15 protein-coding genes are annotated in these 19,530 nt (G+C 32.4%); all 15 read left to right on the top strand.

Annotation, left to right across the window (positions count from 1 at the left end):
• The 15 genes from FFS26_RS11500 (at position 1) to FFS26_RS11430 (ending at position 19,522) form a co-directional block, all read left to right on the top strand.
• Positions 1–2,391, top strand: a complete 2,391-nt coding sequence (locus FFS26_RS11500; protein ID WP_110010032.1) for a GumC family protein — start codon at positions 1–3, stop codon at positions 2,389–2,391.
• On the top strand, positions 2,391–3,686 hold the full coding sequence (locus tag FFS26_RS11495; RefSeq protein WP_137905083.1) for a nucleotide sugar dehydrogenase: 1,296 nt from the start codon (positions 2,391–2,393) through the stop codon (positions 3,684–3,686). The genes FFS26_RS11500 and FFS26_RS11495 overlap by 1 nt, the downstream gene beginning before the upstream one ends.
• Positions 3,687–3,692: 6 nt before the next feature.
• On the top strand, positions 3,693–4,883 hold the full coding sequence (gene lhgO, locus FFS26_RS11490; protein ID WP_110010030.1) for an L-2-hydroxyglutarate oxidase: 1,191 nt from the start codon (positions 3,693–3,695) through the stop codon (positions 4,881–4,883).
• A 39-nt stretch (positions 4,884–4,922) separates the two neighbouring features.
• The gene (locus FFS26_RS11485) at positions 4,923–6,047 is read left to right on the top strand and encodes a DegT/DnrJ/EryC1/StrS family aminotransferase (protein ID WP_110010029.1); all 1,125 of its coding nucleotides are present in this window, start codon (positions 4,923–4,925) and stop codon (positions 6,045–6,047) included.
• A 12-nt stretch (positions 6,048–6,059) separates the two neighbouring features.
• Positions 6,060–6,632 carry an acyltransferase gene (locus FFS26_RS11480; RefSeq protein WP_110010028.1) on the top strand — a complete coding sequence of 191 codons (573 nt, stop codon included), beginning with the start codon at positions 6,060–6,062 and terminating at the stop codon, positions 6,630–6,632.
• Between the two features lie 10 nt (positions 6,633–6,642).
• On the top strand, positions 6,643–7,653 hold the full coding sequence (locus tag FFS26_RS11475; protein WP_110010027.1) for a Gfo/Idh/MocA family protein: 1,011 nt from the start codon (positions 6,643–6,645) through the stop codon (positions 7,651–7,653).
• Between the two features lie 166 nt (positions 7,654–7,819).
• A complete protein-coding gene (locus FFS26_RS11470) occupies positions 7,820–9,130 on the top strand; it encodes an oligosaccharide flippase family protein (RefSeq protein ID WP_110010026.1) in 1,311 nt (436 codons plus the stop codon).
• Positions 9,131–9,136: 6 nt separating this feature from the next.
• Positions 9,137–10,324, top strand: a complete 1,188-nt coding sequence (locus FFS26_RS11465; RefSeq protein ID WP_110010025.1) for a glycosyltransferase — start codon at positions 9,137–9,139, stop codon at positions 10,322–10,324.
• Entirely contained in the window at positions 10,272–11,438 is a 1,167-nt protein-coding gene (locus FFS26_RS11460) for an EpsG family protein (RefSeq protein ID WP_110010024.1), read from the top strand. The genes FFS26_RS11465 and FFS26_RS11460 overlap by 53 nt, the downstream gene beginning before the upstream one ends.
• 143 nt (positions 11,439–11,581) lie before the next feature.
• Complete coding sequence (locus tag FFS26_RS11455) at positions 11,582–13,414, top strand: glucosamine 6-phosphate synthetase (RefSeq protein ID WP_110010023.1); 1,833 nt, start codon at positions 11,582–11,584, stop codon at positions 13,412–13,414.
• 100 nt (positions 13,415–13,514) lie between these two features.
• Positions 13,515–14,564 (top strand): glycosyltransferase, encoded by a 1,050-nt coding sequence (locus FFS26_RS11450; protein WP_171006292.1) that lies wholly within the window; start codon positions 13,515–13,517, stop codon positions 14,562–14,564.
• A gap of 1 nt (position 14,565) precedes the next feature.
• Positions 14,566–16,416: an asparagine synthase (glutamine-hydrolyzing) gene (asnB, locus tag FFS26_RS11445; RefSeq protein ID WP_137905082.1), complete on the top strand. Its 1,851-nt coding sequence runs from the start codon at positions 14,566–14,568 to the stop codon at positions 16,414–16,416.
• A complete protein-coding gene (locus tag FFS26_RS11440; protein WP_110010020.1) occupies positions 16,416–17,660 on the top strand; it encodes a glycosyltransferase family 4 protein in 1,245 nt (414 codons plus the stop codon). The genes asnB and FFS26_RS11440 overlap by 1 nt, the downstream gene beginning before the upstream one ends.
• Before the next feature lie 35 nt (positions 17,661–17,695).
• Entirely contained in the window at positions 17,696–18,877 is a 1,182-nt protein-coding gene (locus tag FFS26_RS11435) for an O-antigen ligase family protein (RefSeq protein ID WP_137905081.1), read from the top strand.
• Between the two features lie 42 nt (positions 18,878–18,919).
• Positions 18,920–19,522, top strand: coding sequence for a sugar transferase (locus tag FFS26_RS11430; RefSeq protein WP_137905080.1), 603 nt, complete (start codon positions 18,920–18,922; stop codon positions 19,520–19,522).
• Positions 19,523–19,530: the final 8 nt, after the last annotated feature.

The following is a 19,530-nucleotide window of genomic DNA, read 5'->3' as shown; positions in this document are numbered from 1 at the left end:
ATGGATAACCAGCAATCTTCAGAATTTTCAGAAGTAGAAAACAACTCAAGTAGCATTAATATTAGTGAAATTGTAAAGCCATATTTGAGAAAATGGCCTTGGTTTATTATAAGTGCATTTATTGCTTTGGTAATAGGTTATATATCGCTTAAGTTTATGGTACCGATATATAATGTTCAAACTACAGTTTTGATCAAAGATGCTCGAAATTCTTCACCCATCATGGGAAGTGATTTGGGAGTATTACCAGATTTATCGGGTTTAGGAGGTCTGAAAACAAATAGTATTGCCAACGAAATAGAAATTCTGAAGTCTAAAAAAATGATGCGTGAGGTTGTTATCAACCAAAATTTGCAGGTAAATGTTATTGGTAAAGGGAGGGTTACTAAAGTAGAATTATATAAACAAACGAGTCCTATAGACGTTAAGGTTATTGAAGAAAAACACAGTGATAAACCTGCAAGTCCGGTAAAACTTACAATAGATAAAGATAAACTTACACTTACTTCAAAAAGCCTTTCAAAAGAAATTGTTACAACATATGGGAAAACTATAAGTTTACCCTTTGCTAATATAATCATTACAAAGAATAAAGAATTTGCTCCTGGTAATCTTGCAGTTGATATGAAAAATTTAGAGCTGCAGATTTCTACAGTAGATGCCAAAGTAAATAGTTTACAAGGAGGATTAAGTGTAGATTTAGTTAATAAAGAAGCAACTGTACTCAGATTAGGAATTAATTATCCACAAATATTAAAAGCAGAAGACATTCTAAATAATTTAGTTGTAGCCTATAATAATGATGCAATGTCTGATAAGAATTCAGAGTCAAAAAAGACACTAGATTTTATCGAAGACCGAATCAAAAAATTATCTGGAGAGCTTGGACAAGTTGAAGATCAAAAAGAAAGTTTTAAATCAAAGAATAATATTATTGATATAGAAACTGAAGCTAAGATAGGTCTAGAAAGCTCTGCTGCTGCAAGAGCTAAGCAATTGGAAATAGATGCCCAATTGGAGCTGACAAACTCATTGATTAATTATGTTTCAAATCAAGGCCAATATCAGGTTCTTCCGGCTAATGTTGGGTTGAGTAATGTAGAGGCTACAAATGGAATTTCCTCTTATAATCAATTAGTACTGCAAAGAAACAGGTTCTTAGAATCCGCTACATCAGAAAACCCCGCGGTTGTAGATATTACGAAACAAATTAACGCTATGCGTAGTTCTATTATGCAGAGCCTCCAGAAAAACAAAACAGGACTTGAGCTAGCAAGAAGTGAATATTTAGGAGAACAAAATGTAGTTTCCGGAAAGATATCAAAGTTGCCTTCCATTGAGAAAATGTTCAGAAGTATCGAAAGACAACAACAAATTAAAGAAAATCTGTATTTGTTATTGCTTCAGAAAAGAGAAGAAACTGCTATTGCCCAATCAATTAGTGCTCCTAAAGCAAAAATTGTAGATTCAGCTTATTCCTCTGGTGTACCTGTTTCGCCTAAGAGAGAGATGATTTTAGGTGCTTCTTTCTTTTTTGGATTATTAATTCCTTTTGCTTTTATTTATTTTACACAGTTGTTTAATAATAAGGTGGTTACTAAACATGATTTAGAGAAGTTAGTACATGCACCTATTATTGCAGAACTACCAAGTCTTGAAAAAGGAGATTCTGAGATTGTTAAAATGAATGATATTACTCCTATGGCGGAAGCGTTCAGAATTCTTATTACCAATATGAATTTCATGCTCTCAAAAGAGAAAAAAGGAAAAGTAGTATTTGTTACTTCAACGGTAAAAGGAGAAGGGAAAACATTTACATCTGTAAACTTAGCTTTGACATTGGCGAATCCCAAGAAAAAAGCAATTATCATAGGATCTGATATCAGAAACCCGCAGCTTCAGAGATATAATCCTGCCAGAAAAGGACTTGCCGGGCTTACGGAATATCTATACAATGACGAGACTAAACTTGAAGATATTATTCATGTATCATCTTTTAATCCTTACCTGGATGTAATTTATTCAGGAATGATTCCTCCGAACCCAACAGAATTGTTATCTAACGGCCGTTATGAGATCCTTCTAAGGGAGTTGAAAGAGAAATATGAATACATTATTCTGGATACTGCACCATTGCTCCTTGTAACAGATACTTTCCTTATTGCTGAGCTTTCTGATGTAACCATTTACGTGTCCAGATCTAAATATACAGAAAAGGCATTATTGGAATTTGCCAACAGTAATATTGATCAGAAAAAAATCAGAAATGTTGGATTTGTTCTTAATGATGTAAGCAGAGAAAATTTAGGATACAGTAACAAATACGGTTATGGCTATAACCAGCATACAGAACAATCTTGGTTTCAAAAAATAAAAAATAAATTTAGTTAATGGCAACAACATATAAAATAGCGGTTATAGGCCAGGGTTATGTAGGTCTTCCCCTATCTCTTGAATTTGCAGATCATTATCCTGTTTTTGGGTTTGATATCAATACACAGCGTGTTGATCAACTTAATAATGGAAAAGATATAACGCTTGAAGCTGATGTTGATAAATTAAATACCGGACTGAAAAAATATAGAGAATCTAATGGTTCTTTAGGTTATAAAGCAACAAGCCAGTTATCTGATATTGCTGAAGCTAATGTTTTCATTGTAACAGTTCCTACCCCTATTGATAAATACAACGCTCCCGATCTTAATCCACTGATTTCGGCCTCAAAGATGTTAGGAGAAATTATCAAAAAAGGCGATATTGTTATTTATGAATCTACAGTTTTTCCCGGGTGTACAGAAGAAGAATGTGTGCCGGTTCTTGAAAAAAATTCAGGACTTAAGTTTAACGAAGACTTTTTTGTAGGTTATTCTCCGGAAAGAATTAATCCCGGAGATAAAGTAAATACGCTTACCAGTGTTAAAAAAGTAACTTCAGGTTCTACAGAAAAGATTGCCGAAGAAGTAGATAATCTATATAAGAAAATCATTACAGCCGGAACTCACAAAGCACCTAGCATTAAAGTTGCAGAAGCCTCAAAAGCTATCGAAAATGCACAGAGAGATGTTAATATTTCTTTTGTTAACGAATTAGCATTAATCTTTGATAGAGTAGGTATCGATACGAATGATGTATTGGAAGCTGCAGGAACAAAATACAATTTCCTTAAATATAAACCAGGATTGGTGGGAGGGCATTGTATCTCCGTAGATCCTTATTATCTTGCACACAAAGCGGAACAGCTGGGATATCATCCGGATGTGATCTTATCCGGAAGACGAGTAAACGATTCTATTGCAAAGTTTGTGGCTGCTAAAGTAGTGAAGCTTCTGATTGCAAAAGGAGGAGTGATCAAAAACTCTAACGCTTTGATCTTAGGAGTTACATTTAAAGAAAATTGTCCGGACGTCAGAAATACTAAAGTCGTAGATATCTACAGAGAGCTTGCTGATTACGGAGTAAATGTTGATATTTATGATCCGTGGGCAAGCAAGGAAGAAGTGAAACATGAATATGGAATTGATATTCTGGATGCTCTTCAGGAAGGTAAAAAGTATGATTCTTTAGTGATTGCAGTATCTCATAATGAATTCCTGGAAATGGATATGGATCTGCTTAAAAAAGAAAATGCTGTGGTTTTTGATACCAAAGCATGTTTAGACAGAAATCTGGTTGATGCAAGATTATAAAAGATCATGAGCTATGATATCATAATCATTGGGGCAGGTCTGGTTGGATTGGCTACAGCCTACCAGACTAAACTGAAAAATCCTGATTCTAAGATTCTCATTTTGGAGAAAGAAAACGATGTGGCATTGCACCAATCGGGACATAACAGTGGCGTAATCCATAGCGGGATTTATTATAAACCGGGAAGCCTTAAAGCTAAAAACTGTATCGAAGGGTATAATTCCGTTATTAACTTTGCTGAGAAATACGGCATACGATATGATCTTTGCGGAAAAATAATTGTAGCTACATCACAGGAAGAATTACCCCTTTTAGATAATATATATAAAAGAGGAGTTGAAAACGGACTTCAGGATTTAAAATATCTTTCCAGAGAAGAATTTCGCGAAATTGAACCCCACTGTGAAGGCGTAAAAGCAATTAAAGTTCCACAAACCGGAATTATCGACTATCCTGGAATCGCAAAAAAAATAAAAGAACTTTTTGAACAAGCAGGAGGTGAAGTAAGATTTAATAATGAAGTAAAAAACATTATTGATAAAGGATCTGAAATTATTGTCAGCACTAATATTTCCGAGTTTAAGACCAAAAAACTTATTTCCTGTGCAGGATTATATTCTGATAAGATAACCAAAATGACCAACGAAAAAAACGATGTGGTCATTATTCCTTTCAGAGGAGAATATTATAAGATCAAGGATGAAAAAAAATACCTGGTAAAACATCTTATTTATCCGGTACCTGACCCCAGTTTTCCGTTTCTCGGTGTTCACTTTACCAGAATGATTGACGGTAATATTGAAGCCGGCCCTAATGCTGTTCTGGCCTTCAAAAAAGAAGGATACCATTTTTTCGATTTCAATTTCAATGAAACCATGCAAACCATGCTATGGCCGGGATTTAGAAAAATTGTAGCAAAATATGGTAAAACGGGAATAGGAGAAATGCACCGTTCACTTTCCAAATCTGCATTTACAAAAGCGCTTCAGAAACTTCTACCGGAAATACAGGAAAATGATCTTATTGCTGGAGGTTCTGGAGTAAGAGCCCAGGCTTGTGACAGAAACGGAGGATTGATTGATGATTTTGACATTGTGAAAAACGGAAACATTATTCACGTCCGAAATGCGCCCTCTCCGGCAGCCACTTCCTGCCTTTCTATAGGAAATAAAATAAGTGAGCTGATCATGAATTAAAAAAAATGCACATATGCGTGCACTCAAAAAACTAAAAATATGAAAATTCAAATGGTTGACCTTAAAGGTCAATACCTGAAAATAAAAGAAGAGGTAGATTTTAGTATTCAGGAATGTATTGATAGTACCGCATTTATTAATGGTCCTGCTGTAAAAGAATTTCAACAGGATTTTGAAAAATATCTGGGAGTAAAACATGTGATTCCATGTGCTAACGGAACAGATGCTCTTCAGATTGCCATGATGGCCCTTAATCTGAAGCCAGATGATGAAATAATCTGCCCTGCTTTCACTTACGTAGCGACTGCAGAAGTTATTGGTCTTTTAGGATTAAAACCTGTAATGGTAGATGTAAATGAAGATACTTTTGATATACAGCTGGAAGATCTTGAAAAATATCTTACCCCTAATACCAAAGCGATTGTTCCCGTTCATTTATATGGCCAAAGTGCTGATATGGAACAAATTCTTAAATTTGCAGAAAAACACAACCTTTTTGTTATAGAAGATAATGCTCAGGCAATAGGTTCTGATTATACGTTTTCAGATGGAACCGTAAAAAAAACGGGAACTATCGGACATATCGGATGTACTTCATTTTTCCCATCAAAAAATCTTGGATGTTATGGCGATGGAGGTGCATTGATGACGAATGATGATGAACTGGCTTTCAAAATCAGAATGATTGCCAATCATGGTCAAGAAAAGAAATATTATCATAAAGTTTTAGGCTGTAATTCAAGATTGGATACCATTCAGGCTGCAGTATTGAAAGTTAAGCTTAAACATTTGGATGAGTATTCAGCTTCCAGAAACAGAATGGCGGATTATTATGATGCCAATCTTGCTGGTATATCAGAAATTCAAACTCCTAAAAGAGCTGCGAATTCTACCCATGTATTTCATCAGTATACCCTTAGAGTGAAAAATGGAAAAAGAGATGGATTACAAAAATATCTGGCAGAAAAGAATATTCCAAGTATGATATATTATCCTTTGCCTCTTTACAAACAGGAAGCTTTTCTTCAATATGTGAAAGAAGGTTTTAGTCTTCCGGTTACAGAGAAACTTTGCAAAGAAGTAATCTCTCTTCCTGTACATACAGAATTTGATCAGGAAGTACTGGATATTATTATTACAGAAATTAAGAATTATTTTAATTAATATAAAGCAGATATGTCGGATTTTTTTGCACACGAAACAGCCATTATCGACGAAGGGTGTCAAATAGGAAACGGAACCAAAATTTGGCATTTTTCACACCTTATGACTGGTTGCATTTTGGGCGAAAAATGTAATATTGGCCAGAACGTTGTCATTTCACCCAAAGTCGTTTTGGGAAAGAATGTAAAAGTTCAGAACAATGTTTCCATCTATGAAGGAGTAACATGTGATGATGACGTTTTCTTAGGTCCTTCAATGGTTTTTACCAATGTGATAAATCCCAGAAGTGCAGTAAACAGAAAAAATGAATATCTGAAGACTCATGTTGGAAAAGGGGCTTCTATCGGAGCTAATGCAACTATAGTGTGCGGTCACAATATAGGGCAGTACGCTTTTATCGGTGCCGGAGCTGTGGTTACAAAAGAAGTTCCGGATTATGCATTGGTAGTGGGAAACCCTGCCAGACAAATGGGTTGGATGAGTGAATTCGGGCAAAGACTTCAATTTGATGCAGAAAATATTGCCGTTTGTGAAGAAAGTGGAGAAAAATACAAATTAGAAAATAATAAAGTTTCAAAAATTTAGAAACATACAAATGAGTGAAAAAATAAAATTTGCAGTCGTTGGCTGCGGGCATATCGGAAAAAGACATGCTGAAATGATCACTAGAAATGAGGAATGTGAACTGGTAGGATTAATTGATATCAAAGATAAATCCGTACTGGGAATTGAAAATTATGAAGTTCCTTTTTTTGCATCTCTGGATGAATTTTTGGCTTCAGGAATTGAGGTGGATGTCATCAACATTGCTTCTCCAAACGGATTCCATTTTGAGCAGTCTTATAAAGTGATAGACGCAGGAAAACACGTGGTGGTAGAAAAACCTATGGCTCTGAAAAAGCAGCATGCCGAAAAACTTATTTTTCAGGCTTTGCATAAGCATAAACAAGTTTTTGCTGTAATGCAAAACAGATATTCACCCCCTTCCGCATGGGTTAAAGAAATGGTAGAAAGCGGAAAGCTTGGGAATATTTATATGGTTCAGCTTAATTGCTACTGGAACCGGGATGACAGATATTATAAGCCAGACTCATGGCACGGAAAGAAAGATCTGGATGGGGGAACATTATTTACTCAATTTTCTCACTTTATCGATATTATGTACTGGCTTTTCGGTGATATTACCAATATTCAGGCAAAATTTGCAGATTTTAATCATGCAGGTCTTACGGATTTTGAAGATTCAGGATTTGTTAGCTTTGATTTTGTAGATGGTGGAATGGGATCATTAAATTATTCTACTTCAGTATGGAATCAGAACCTTGAAAGTTCTATGACTATTATCGCAGAGAATGGATCTGTGAAGATTGGCGGACAATATATGGACAAAGTAGAGGTTTGTAATATAAAAGATTATATAATGCCGGAATTAGCACCAACAAATCCTGGAAATGATTATGGCGCTTATAAAGGATCTGCAGCCAATCATCATTATATCATTGAAAATGTTGTAGATGTCTTGAAAGGAAGAAATACCATTACTACTAATGCTTTGGAAGGATTGAAAGTGGTGGATATTATTGAGAGAATATATGCAACTAAATAATATTGATAATTTAGGCGTTGTTATCTGATATTGTTAATATTTGATTTTAGAAGCTTTCATTCCTCATTTAAATGTTATTATGTCTTTTGCCAAAAAAATACCATGTTTGGAAAATGTTAATAATTAATTTTTAATATTATAGGACATTAAGTAGAACCAGTTACACATGATAAAATTTTTTAATAATTTAAAAACCTTTTTACTTTCTAATATTCCTAGGCAGATTGGACAAGGTATTTTTTGGGCGACGCTAGCGTCTGTGGTTAGTCAGGGAATAATGCTGTGTTCAATGTTTATAACGGCAAGATATTTAGGACTTAAGCAATATGGAGAATTTGCTATGCTTAAATCAACCATCAGTACATTTACATTATTTGCAGGATTAGGGATAGGACTTACAACAACTAAATTTATATCACAATATAAAAATAATGATAAAGTAAAAGCAGGAAAAATTATAGCACTTGCTATAGTTTTTACTTACTTATCAGCAATACTGGTTGTTGCACTTATATGTCTTTTTGCCCCATATATCGCTGCAGAATATTTAAATGCCCCACATTTGGCTGGAGAAATAAGGCTTAGTAGTTTAATAATTTTTCTCTGTGCTTTGAATGGTCTATATAATGGGAGTTTAATTGGATTTGAAGCTTATAAATCAGTAGCTAAAGTCAGTATTATTTCTGCGATTCTCTTCTTCCCTTTACAGCTGATATTATTTAAAGTATATCCAAATTTATATGCTGCATTAATTGGACTGGCAGTATTTTATTTATTCAATTTTCTGGTTGGGCACTTCGAAGTTAAAAAGAAAATAAAAGAATTTGGAATTAAGGTTGATTATTTTAACTGTCTTGATCAGCTTCCAATTCTATATAAATTTACTCTACCTGCATTTTTATCGGGTATAATGATTACCCCTGTCTTATGGGTTTGTAATATGTTAATAGTTCATCAAATAAATGGATATAAAGAACTTGCAATTTTTGATGCAGCCAATCAGTATAGAACAGCAATTTTATTTTTGCCAGGAGTTTTTTCTCAGATAGCAATACCTATGTTTTCTAAAAATAATAAAAGTTCTACATTTCATAAAATTCTGAAAATGAATGTTTCAATAGTTGCAGTAGTAACAATGACTGTAGCTTTATTAGTATTCTTTCTCTCTGAATTTCTTATGAATTTTTATGGAAAAGGTTTTATAGGAGGGAGTAATGTGTTGATTATTTTGTCAATTTCAGCTATTCTAAGCTCTATAAACAGTGTTTTTGGCCAGGCAATAGTAGGCAAAGGCTTAATGTGGTCAGGGTTTTTTATGAATTTTATTTGGGCATTTGCGTTATTAGGTTTTGCTTATTATTATAACTTATCCAGTGAAGGAGCAATGGGATTTGCAAAAGCTTATTTATTTTCTTATGCTATTCATTCTGTTATTCAGCTTCTGTTTTTTAGATATCACCTTCGTCAAAAATCTTAATTTATTATGAAAAAGAAAAAAAGAATACATTTGGTTTTTTTGAATACTAATCTAAATTTTGATGGGAGGGTTTTTTCATTAATAAACACATTGTCATCTGCATATAATAAGGATGAAATTGTTGTATATAATTATGACGTAAATGTAAGTGAAACAATCAAATTACCAACTAATACAAGAATCATATTTTTTAAATCATTTTTTGAAAAATTTAATCAATTTAAAATATTTAGGGCTTTAAGATTGGTAGAATATAGTATCAGTTCTTTTTTTAAGCTGTTATATTACAGACCCCAATCAATTCAATTGCATCATGAAGTTACCTTGATAGCTCCATTGTTTTACAAGCTTTTTGTTAGAAAGGTTAAAGTTGTTTATGATGACAAGGAATTTTATCATTACAAAAATAAAAATATTTCTCCATTTTTTTATTTTATTGAAAAATCTATAATCCGATGGAGTGAATTACTGATCATTACAAATGAGTATAGAAGAAAAGCTCTTTTCAAATTGAATAAGAATGGAATAAAAAAGCATATTATAGTTGATAATTATGAATTCAAAAATCAGTTTTCTAGAAAAATTAACAATGATTTGCTAAACGAATTGAATTTAGTAAAAAACGATAATAAAAAGATTTTATTACATCAAGGTGTAATTAGTAAGGAAAGAGGAGCAAAAAAATTATTTGATGTTATAGAAACGCTTCCTTCTGATTGGAAATTATGTTTTATTGGTGTTTCACAAAATGATTATGAAAAGTTTGTATCAGAACTAGAAGAGGAACAAAAAGGTAAAGTCAAAAATTTTGGATACATTGATTATAATGAATTAAGTGATTTTTATAATTATGTAGATGGAGCGGTTTTATTTTATGATTCCTTTAATTTCAATAATAAGTATTGCGCCCCTAACCGTCTTTATTCAGCAGCGAATAACGGTGTGCCAATTATTGTTAATGAAGATAATTTTACGTTAAGTACATTTGTAAGAAAATTTAAAAATGGCGTATGTTTTTCAGGTATTAATGACTTAAAGATGTTTTTCAGTAATTACTCTAATTTCAAAAAAAATGCTGAAATTATGAAGAATAATTATGAGCATAAAGAAATGATTCCTGAATTATATAAATTTTATAAAAATGATGTATTACCTATTTCCTATTTTGTTTGGCTTTTTTTACAGCTTCAATAGGAAACGTTTTAAAATAGATGATAAAATAAAAAACATTATAGAGAAATTTTGTATCTATTTCTCTGTTATTATTTTTTGTGGTGGCTATATGACAGGTAGTGACTGGGTAAGTTATGAAATAATCTATAACGACTTTAATATTGAGGCTTTTAGCAAAATAGATAAAGAACCTGCTTTCTATCTTTTAATTCTTTTATTTAAATTCTTAGGATTTTCTTTTTTCTTTTTCCTGATCATCATGAAAATTTTAGTTTTTTTTATAATAGTCAGGTTTTTAAAGAAATATAGTCAGGATCGTTTTTTACTTTCTTTTTCTGTTTTTCTATGCACTAATGCTCTTTTTATATTTGTAGACAACCCGTTAAGGTATATGATAGCCTTAGGAATTGTTGTTTTGGCATTAGATTTTTTAATTAGAAGAAAGTTTGCTTATTTTATAATTCTAGTGCTATTAGCTTCTATGTTTCACATTAGTAGTATAATTGTTATTATTGCTTATTTTTTCAGAATACAAAAACTATCAAATCTTAAAATATTTTTTATATACCTCATTCTTACAATAGCTTGGACTCCAAAAAACATAATCAATATAATTGAGACATTTCCTGCATGGCTTAATTTTCTTATAGGTTCTTATTATAGAAGGTTTATCGAGGAACAAAATAATAGTTATTTTAGCATTGGTTGGTTTTTTACCCATTTCCTTTTTTTATTTATCCTTTTTAATAGAAAAAAAATTATCTCATCATCTTCATTTGGAGTAACCGTTTTTAACATGAGTATACTCTATTTCTTTTTAGTAGCTACAGTGGGATTAATTCCAACTTTCTTTAGAGTTCCTATATATTTTGCGGCCTTTTTATATCTCGCATTAGCCGTAAGTTTAGATGATCTGTTTGCAAAAAATATTCTAATAAAGCTGTTTTTCGTATTATATATGATATTAGCAAATGTTAAAAATATCTATTCAACTTATGTTTATATTCCTTATTCAAGCTATTTTATCCATCTCTTTAAAATAGATTTGCCGTATGAGTATAGAATACAATATAATAAGAACGAATATTTTAAAAGAACAGGTGAAGCTCCTCCGGAATATATTCCAAGTGAATAAAATAATTTTTTTGAAATGATATTATTTTGTAATTAGACTTACAGATATCAAAAATATTATTTAAATATGCAAAAAATATATTAGTTAGAATTTGTAGAAAAAGCTGATTAATAAAAAATAAAATGATTTAAAAAATAAAACAAATGTGTGGAATTTTTGGTGTCGTATCGAACACCAGCATTAATAAACAAAAGTTTCAAACTCTGGTAAAACATTCCGAACAAAGAGGAGTAGATTCCAGTGGTTTGATTTATTATCAAGATAACCAATATAAGGTAAACAGAGCTGATTATAGCATTGAAAAATTACTGAATAAGGTAAAACCATATAATAACAATATTGTTTTAGGACATAGTAGGTTGATTACTAATGGACTGGGGGATAATCAGCCAGTAATTAGAGGAAATATATGTGCAATACATAATGGGATTATAGTAAACGAAGATGAAGTCTGGAGCAAATTATCCGTTAGCAGACAATTAAAAATTGACTCTGAAGCTATTGTAGCTATTGCAGAAGAATTTCTTACCAATAAAGAAAATAAAATAGAAGATCTACCTAAAGAGATTCTTTCTTTATGCCAAGGAGTTATTGCCTGTGCTCTTGCTCTGCCGGAAAAAGGAAAACTTCTTCTGTTCTCTAATAATGGCAGTTTGTATATAGGATATAATGAGGACAAAACTTATTTTGCATCAGAAAGCTATGGGCTTAGAATCATAGGATGTGAAAATATTACACAGATCAAAGAAGAACCTTTGATTCTAGATATTCCAGTCTCAAAAGAAAACCTGTCAGTTAAGGATGAAAAGAGCCGAGTGGAAGATTTAATTCCTGAGTTTAAATTTAATACTATTGAAGAAAATCTACTTGAATATAAAAAACTGAGCATCAAAAGATGTACCAGATGTGTTCTTCCGGAGACGATGCCTTTCATAAAATTTGATGAAGCAGGGGTATGTAATTATTGTAAAAGTTATAAACCAAGAAATAACCCAAAACCGAAAGAAGAATTATTTAAACTGGTTGAACCTTACAGAAGGAAAGGAAAAGAATTAGATTGTATTGTTCCTTTTTCAGGAGGTAGAGATAGTTGCTATGGACTGCACCTTATTGTAAAAGAGCTTGAAATGAAACCTGTTACCTATACCTATGATTGGGGAATGGTTACAGATCTCGGTAGAAGAAATATCAGTCGTATGTGTGCTGATCTTGGAGTGGAAAACATTATTGTTGCCGCAGATATTTCATTGAAAAGAAAGAATATCAGAATGAACCTTGAAGCATGGCTGAAATCGCCCCATTTAGGAATGATGGCAATGCTTACTGCAGGAGATAAACATTTCTTCAGACATGTGGAAGATATCAAAAAGCAAACAGGGATCAACCTTAATCTTTGGGGTGTAAATCCATTGGAAGTAACTCACTTTAAAACAGGATTTTTAGATATTGAACCTGATTTTGAAGAAAAAAGAGTATACAGTCATGGTGCTATGAAACAGCTGAGATATCATTCTAAAAGATTCAGAGCAATGATGCAGAGTCCTGGGTATTTCAATAGTTCACTTTGGGATACTTTGTCTGGAGAATATTATCGCAGTTTCACAGAAAAGCAGGATTACTATCATATCTTTGATTATTGGAGATGGGATGAAGAGCAGGTTGATAATACTCTTTTAAACGACTATAATTGGGAAAAAGCGATCGATACTACTACGACCTGGAGAATTGGTGATGGTACAGCCGCTTTTTATAATTATGTATATTATACTGTTGCTGGGTTTACAGAACATGATACATTCAGAAGTAATCAAATTAGAGAAGGACAAATAACAAGGGAGAAGGCCTTAGAACTTATTGAAATAGAAAATGCTCCGCGTTATCAGAATATCAGATGGTATCTGGATACTTTAGGACTCGATTTTGAAAGAGTAATTAAAATTGTGAATAAAATTCCGAAGTTGTATACTGAACAATAATTTCAAGTCCAAAGATCAGTAAATGAATAAAAAATACGAATTTCACATATGTCATCTGACAAGTGTTCATCCACGGAATGATTCCAGAATATTTCATAAGATGTGCAAAAGTCTGGCATCCGATGATATCAAGGTATCATTGGTAGTTGCTGATGGTAAAGGTAATGAGGTGATAGACAATGTGGAAATTATAGATGTAGGTGCACCTGATGGCAGATTAAAAAGAATTACGAAAACTACAACCAAAATTTTTAATAAAGCTAACGAACTCAACGCAGATGTATTTCATCTTCATGACCCTGAGTTGCTTTTAATAGCAAAAAAACTAAAAAAGCTCAATAAAAAAGTAATCTTTGATTCTCATGAAGATACTGTAAACACTATTTTAGTTTCGCCCTATTTAAAATCCCCTTTTTCGAATATAATTTCTCTATTATATGAGAATTTTGAACGTTATATCTGTAAAAAAATAGACGGAGTGATTGGTGCAACACCTCATATTGAAAGTTATTTTAAAAAATTTGCCAGACAAACTGAAAATATCAATAACTATCCTATCTTATCTGGTAAGAAACAGGAGAGTATTTCCTGGGATGAAAAAAAGAATGAAGTTTGTTATGTTGGATCTATTGATGATACGAGAGGAATCAAAGATTTGATGAATTCATTAGAGCTCACCAAATCAAAAGCCAAACTGAATCTGGCAGGAATGTACTCTTCTCCTGCTCTGGAAAAAGAGATAAAGGAACATAAAGACTATCATCTGGTTAATGATTTTGGATATGTAAATTCTGAAGAAGTAGATGATATTTATAACCGTTCGTTAGTAGGTGTAGTTACTTTGCATCCCATTCCAACATTTCTAGTGAGTTTGCCGATAAAGATGTTTGAATATATGGTTGCAGGAATTCCGTTTATTGCCTCAGATTTTCCTTACTGGAGAAGTTTATTGAAAGGGAGTGATTGTTGTATTTTTGTAAACCCTCAAAAGCCTCAGGAAATAGCCGATGCTATCGATTATTTTATTCTTAACAAAGAAAGGGCTAAACAAATGGGTGAAGTGGGACAAAAGCTAGTTTATGAAAATTTTTCATGGGAAAGCCAGTCTGAAAAATTATTAACGTTTTATCAAAAACTTTTATCAAACTAACATGTGCGGAATAACAGGAGCAATAGAGTTTAAAAGATCACAAAACCTCAATTTTGAAGAAGGAAGTGATTTGCATAATTATATACGAAGAAGAGGACCAGATTACTATGGAGTTGAAAAAACAGAATATGAGAATTGGTCAGTAACTTTAGCCCACTCAAGACTTGCCATTATAGATCTTTCAGGAGCATCCAACCAGCCTATGATTTCTGATGATGAAAGGTATACTATCACTTTTAATGGTGAAATATATAATTATCAGGAAATCCGTGAAGAATTGATAACTAATGGTTTTACATTCAGAACCACAGGAGATACTGAGGTGCTTTTGAGATCCTGGGAATGCTGGGGCGAAGCTTGTCTGAATAAACTGAACGGAATGTTTGTTTTTGGTATATTTGATAAGATTAAAGGTGAGTTCTATCTGGTAAGAGACAGATTTGGCGTTAAACCATTAATATATACTTTTTTTAATGATCAGCTATTGTTCTCCTCTTCCATAGCCTCTGTAGCAAAACAAATAAATCCGGAAATAGATCTGGAATATTGTTCCAGTGGGATAAGATTCGGTTTTTTCGAAGGATATGAAGACAGAACTCCTTTCAAAAATGTAAAATATCTTTTGCCAGGATCATTGATGAAATGTACGCTGGATGAAAAACTGAAAATAGAAACCAAAACATGGTATTCTCTGGAAGAACAGGTTGCCAAAAAAAGAAAGGAATTGGAGTCATTAAGCTCGGATGAATTAATTTCCCAAGGGAAAGCCCTGTTGGAAAATTCAACAAAAATACGTCTGAGAAGTGATGTTCCTCTGGCAATCTCTTTAAGTGGTGGAGTAGATTCGTCTTCTATAGCGGCAATTACATCGAAAGAAATAGATCATCTGATGGCTTTCAGTTATGGTGCTCCGGACCATCCCAAATCAGAGGGGCCAATTATTAATAAATTTGCAAAAGACAAAAATATTAATGTTGAATATATTCACCATTCTTATACCGCACAAGAGATGGGAAATATCTATGATCAGACCATGGAGGCACAGGAATCCCCTTTCCTTGGATTAAGTATTATAGCACAGCATGAAGTATACAAGCAGGTAAAAGAAAGAAACATTAAAGTTTTATTAGGTGGCCAGGGAGGTGATGAAATATTCGCAGGATACAGAAAATTCTTCGTAGTGGCACTGAAAAAGGCAATAGAAAAAAAGGAAATTCTGCCGGGTTTGCAATATTTTCACTCATTAGCTCTTATGCTGATATTTGAAACCAAACAAATAAAAACATATTGGAATGAGAAAAACAGATATCTGAAAACAACAGGAAAAGATACATCATTCCTGGATTGCTTACCGGAAATTTCTTTAAATCTCTTTGAAAATACATCTTTATCAAACAGACAGATATCAGATATTCAAAAATATAGTATTCCTTCTCTTTTAAGATATGAAGATAGAAACTCAATGTATTTTTCTATTGAAAGCAGACTACCTTTTATGGACTATAGATTGGTAGAGTTTGCTCTGGCATTGCCGGATTTGCTTAAGATTAAACATGGATATGGAAAGTGGATACTACGTGAAATGATGAAAAAAGACGTACCAGGCTATATTCTTAAAAACCGTTTAAAAAGAGGCTTTGACGTTACCCAGAATTGGGTAAATGATGGTGTGGGAGAAAGAATACAAACAAATATTTTAGAAAATAAAAATAAAGTAAAAGATTTTGTTTCTAATATCAGTAGACTTGAAGATGCTCTTACAATCAGGAATCTTAATAACAGCAATATTTTGAATGAAGCAATTATGCTTGATTTTCTGATAGATCCTATTAAAAAACCAACACTTCAGTGATGAAAATGAATAAAAATATCTGGCTGATTTCCAAATATGCCTCACCGCCACAATACGCAAAAGTTCCCTCACGTTTGTTTTATTTGGCAAGAGAGTTTAAAAGACAGGGAAATAATACCCTCATGATAACTTCAGATTCTAACCATTTCACCCATTGTCCTGAAACTGATAAAATATATAACGATGAAGAGCAGGATGGAGTGGCTATAAGATGGATTAAAACTAAAAAATATATCAAAACCGCATCTATAGACAGAATATTGTCCTGGTTTGATTTTGAAAGAAAGCTTTTCTCAATGAAACTTTCCGGGATGGCAAGGCCTGATGTGGTTATTGTTTCTTCACTTTCTATTTTTACCATTATTTATGGTTATTATCTGAAAAAGAAGTTTGGGAGCTTTTTGGTTTTTGAAATCCGTGATATCTGGCCTTTAACAATGACGGAGGAAGCTGGGTTCTCAAAATGGCATCCTCTTGTTTTACTGATAGGATTTATAGAAAAATTTGGATATAAGAAAGCTGATTTGGTTGCAGGAACAATGCCGAGGCTGGATTTACATGTAGAACAATTATTGGGATATAAAAGACCTTTTCATTGCTCCCCATTAGGATTTGATCCTGATAACTATTCTGAAGACTTTTTAAAAGAAAAGAACCCGTTTTTGGAGGTAATACCATCAGATAAAGTAATTATTGGCTATGCTGGGAGTATGGGAGTTACCAATGCATTGGAGCCTTTTATTGAAACAATAAAAGCCATGAAGGAAGATCGTCATATTCATTTTGTACTTGTTGGGAGCGGTGATCTCAGAGAATCTTACGAAGAACAGTTAAAAGATTGTTCCAATGTTACATTTTTACAAAGAATCCAGCAAACTGAAGTTAAATTTTTCCTCGAAGCTTGTGATATTCTTTATTTGTCTACTAAAGATTCGAAAGTTTGGGATTATGGACAATCTATGAATAAAGTGGTTGAATATATGTTGGCTGCGAAACCTATAATAGCTTCTTATACAGGATATCCTTCCATGATTAATGAGGCGGATTGCGGTAGATTTATCAACAGTACATCTGCGGAAGATATTAAAAGCGCGATTCTATATTATGCCAATATGAGTTCCGAGGAAAGAATGACCATAGGCAATAAAGGGAGACAATGGATTTTTGAAAACAGAACGTATCCGGTACTGGGGAAAAAATACATGGATGCTATTTTATTTCATTCCGTAAAGCAAAAGAAGTAGCTTTGCACTGGCTGAAATAAAAAATAGGCTTTATTTTGAAAATTACTGTTAATAATAGTTTCATTGATAAACTATTCCTGTTATCTGTTATGGTAGGAAATACTGTTGCCATTTCTTTTGCAAAACCATTAGAAATGAATCCCAGGGACTTTTCTATACCGTATCGTATTTTTATTATTGTCTTTTCTGTATTTATCATCTATAGAGAAAGAAAAAATATTAGTTTTAAAAATATTTCACTGGTAAGCCTTATTGGATTTTGGATTTTTTACATTATCAAACTTATCTATTCGTTCAATAATTATTCTTTTGATCAGGAAGTACTACAATCAAAAAATGAAGATATTTTCAGGATTTTATTTATAATACTTGTACCAAGTATTGCATTATTATGTATTAATTACAACAAAGTAAATTTCAAAAGTATTACAAAACTCTGTATCTCAGTTTTATGCGGTCTTCTTGTTTTCAATTACATATATGGCTATATAAACTTAGATCATATTTTTAGTACATATTACATAATGTATGGCCATATTGGAGCCTCATTATTTATTATATCGTTATTTTTACTTTTATTTTGTAAAAAAGACTATAATTCTTATTTTTTATTCTTCTGCCTTTTATTAGGAATCTTTAATGTGATTCAATCTATGGCAAGAAGCCCGTTAATTGCGGTTTTTGTATGTTCTTTTTACCTTATTCTTTTGAAGGAAAACAAAAAATATGTGTTATATGCAGTTATATTGGCCTTGTCATTTATAGCACTGATTTTTCTCCACGAACAATATGGAGATGAACAAATAGCAAGCTTCAATAGAATGTATAAATGGATTGCCCAGGGAGATACATCAAGCAGAGGCCCATTATATAGAGGAGCCATTGAAATTTTTAATTCAAACCCTTTTTTAGGAGGAAGAATATTATTTAAGGATGGAGTTCATCCGCATAATATCTTTTTAGAGCTTTTAATGGCTACCGGCATCCTGGGGTTAATTATTTATTTTCTAAAATTTTTAAAGGTATTCCAAAATGCTTCTATATTCTTGAACATAAAAAAAAGTAATATATACTATAAACTGATTTTTGCTTTATTTTTGCAATATTTTACACTCGTACAGACATCTTGTAATCTTTTTAATATACCGGAATTTTTGTACTTTAGTTCAATAATTATTGGGATTAGTAATACAGCAAAAACAGAAGAAACTGAGTAGAATCTCATGATGTATTATGACGAATGTATCTAACTTTTAAGAATGTATAAAAATTATTTAAAGAGGATTTTCGACTTTGTATTTTCTCTGATGGGAATTACCTTATTGCTTCCGATTTTTCTTATTGTGATGGTAGGATTGTTCCTATCCAATGATGGAAAACCATTTTTCTTTCAGTTAAGACCTGGGAAGAACGGAAAGGTATTTAAAATTATAAAGTTTAAAACAATGAATGATAAAAAGGATTCCAATGGAAATCTTTTATCAGATGCAGAAAGATTAACCGCAGTGGGTTCATTTGTCCGTAAAACATCCCTGGATGAAATTCCACAGTTAATTAATGTTTTGAAAGGAGATATGTCTCTTATTGGCCCCAGACCTCTTCTTGTACAATATCTGCCGCTTTATAATGATCATCAGGCAAGAAGACATGAAGTAAGACCGGGAATTACAGGATGGGCACAGATTAACGGTAGAAATGCTATTTCCTGGGAAGAAAAGTTTAATTTAGATGTCTGGTATGTGGATCATGTATCCTTTATTCTGGATCTGAAAATAATATTTCTTACTATAAAGAAAGTTTTTATAAGAGAAGGTATTTCAGCCGATGGACACGTTACCATAGAACCATTTCAAGGAAATTAAATAATAGC

Source organism: Chryseobacterium sp. 2VB (genome assembly GCF_005503635.1).
Taxonomy (GTDB): Bacteria; Bacteroidota; Bacteroidia; order Flavobacteriales; family Weeksellaceae; genus Chryseobacterium; species Chryseobacterium cupriresistens.
This window is presented reverse-complemented; position numbering and strand designations above follow the sequence as displayed.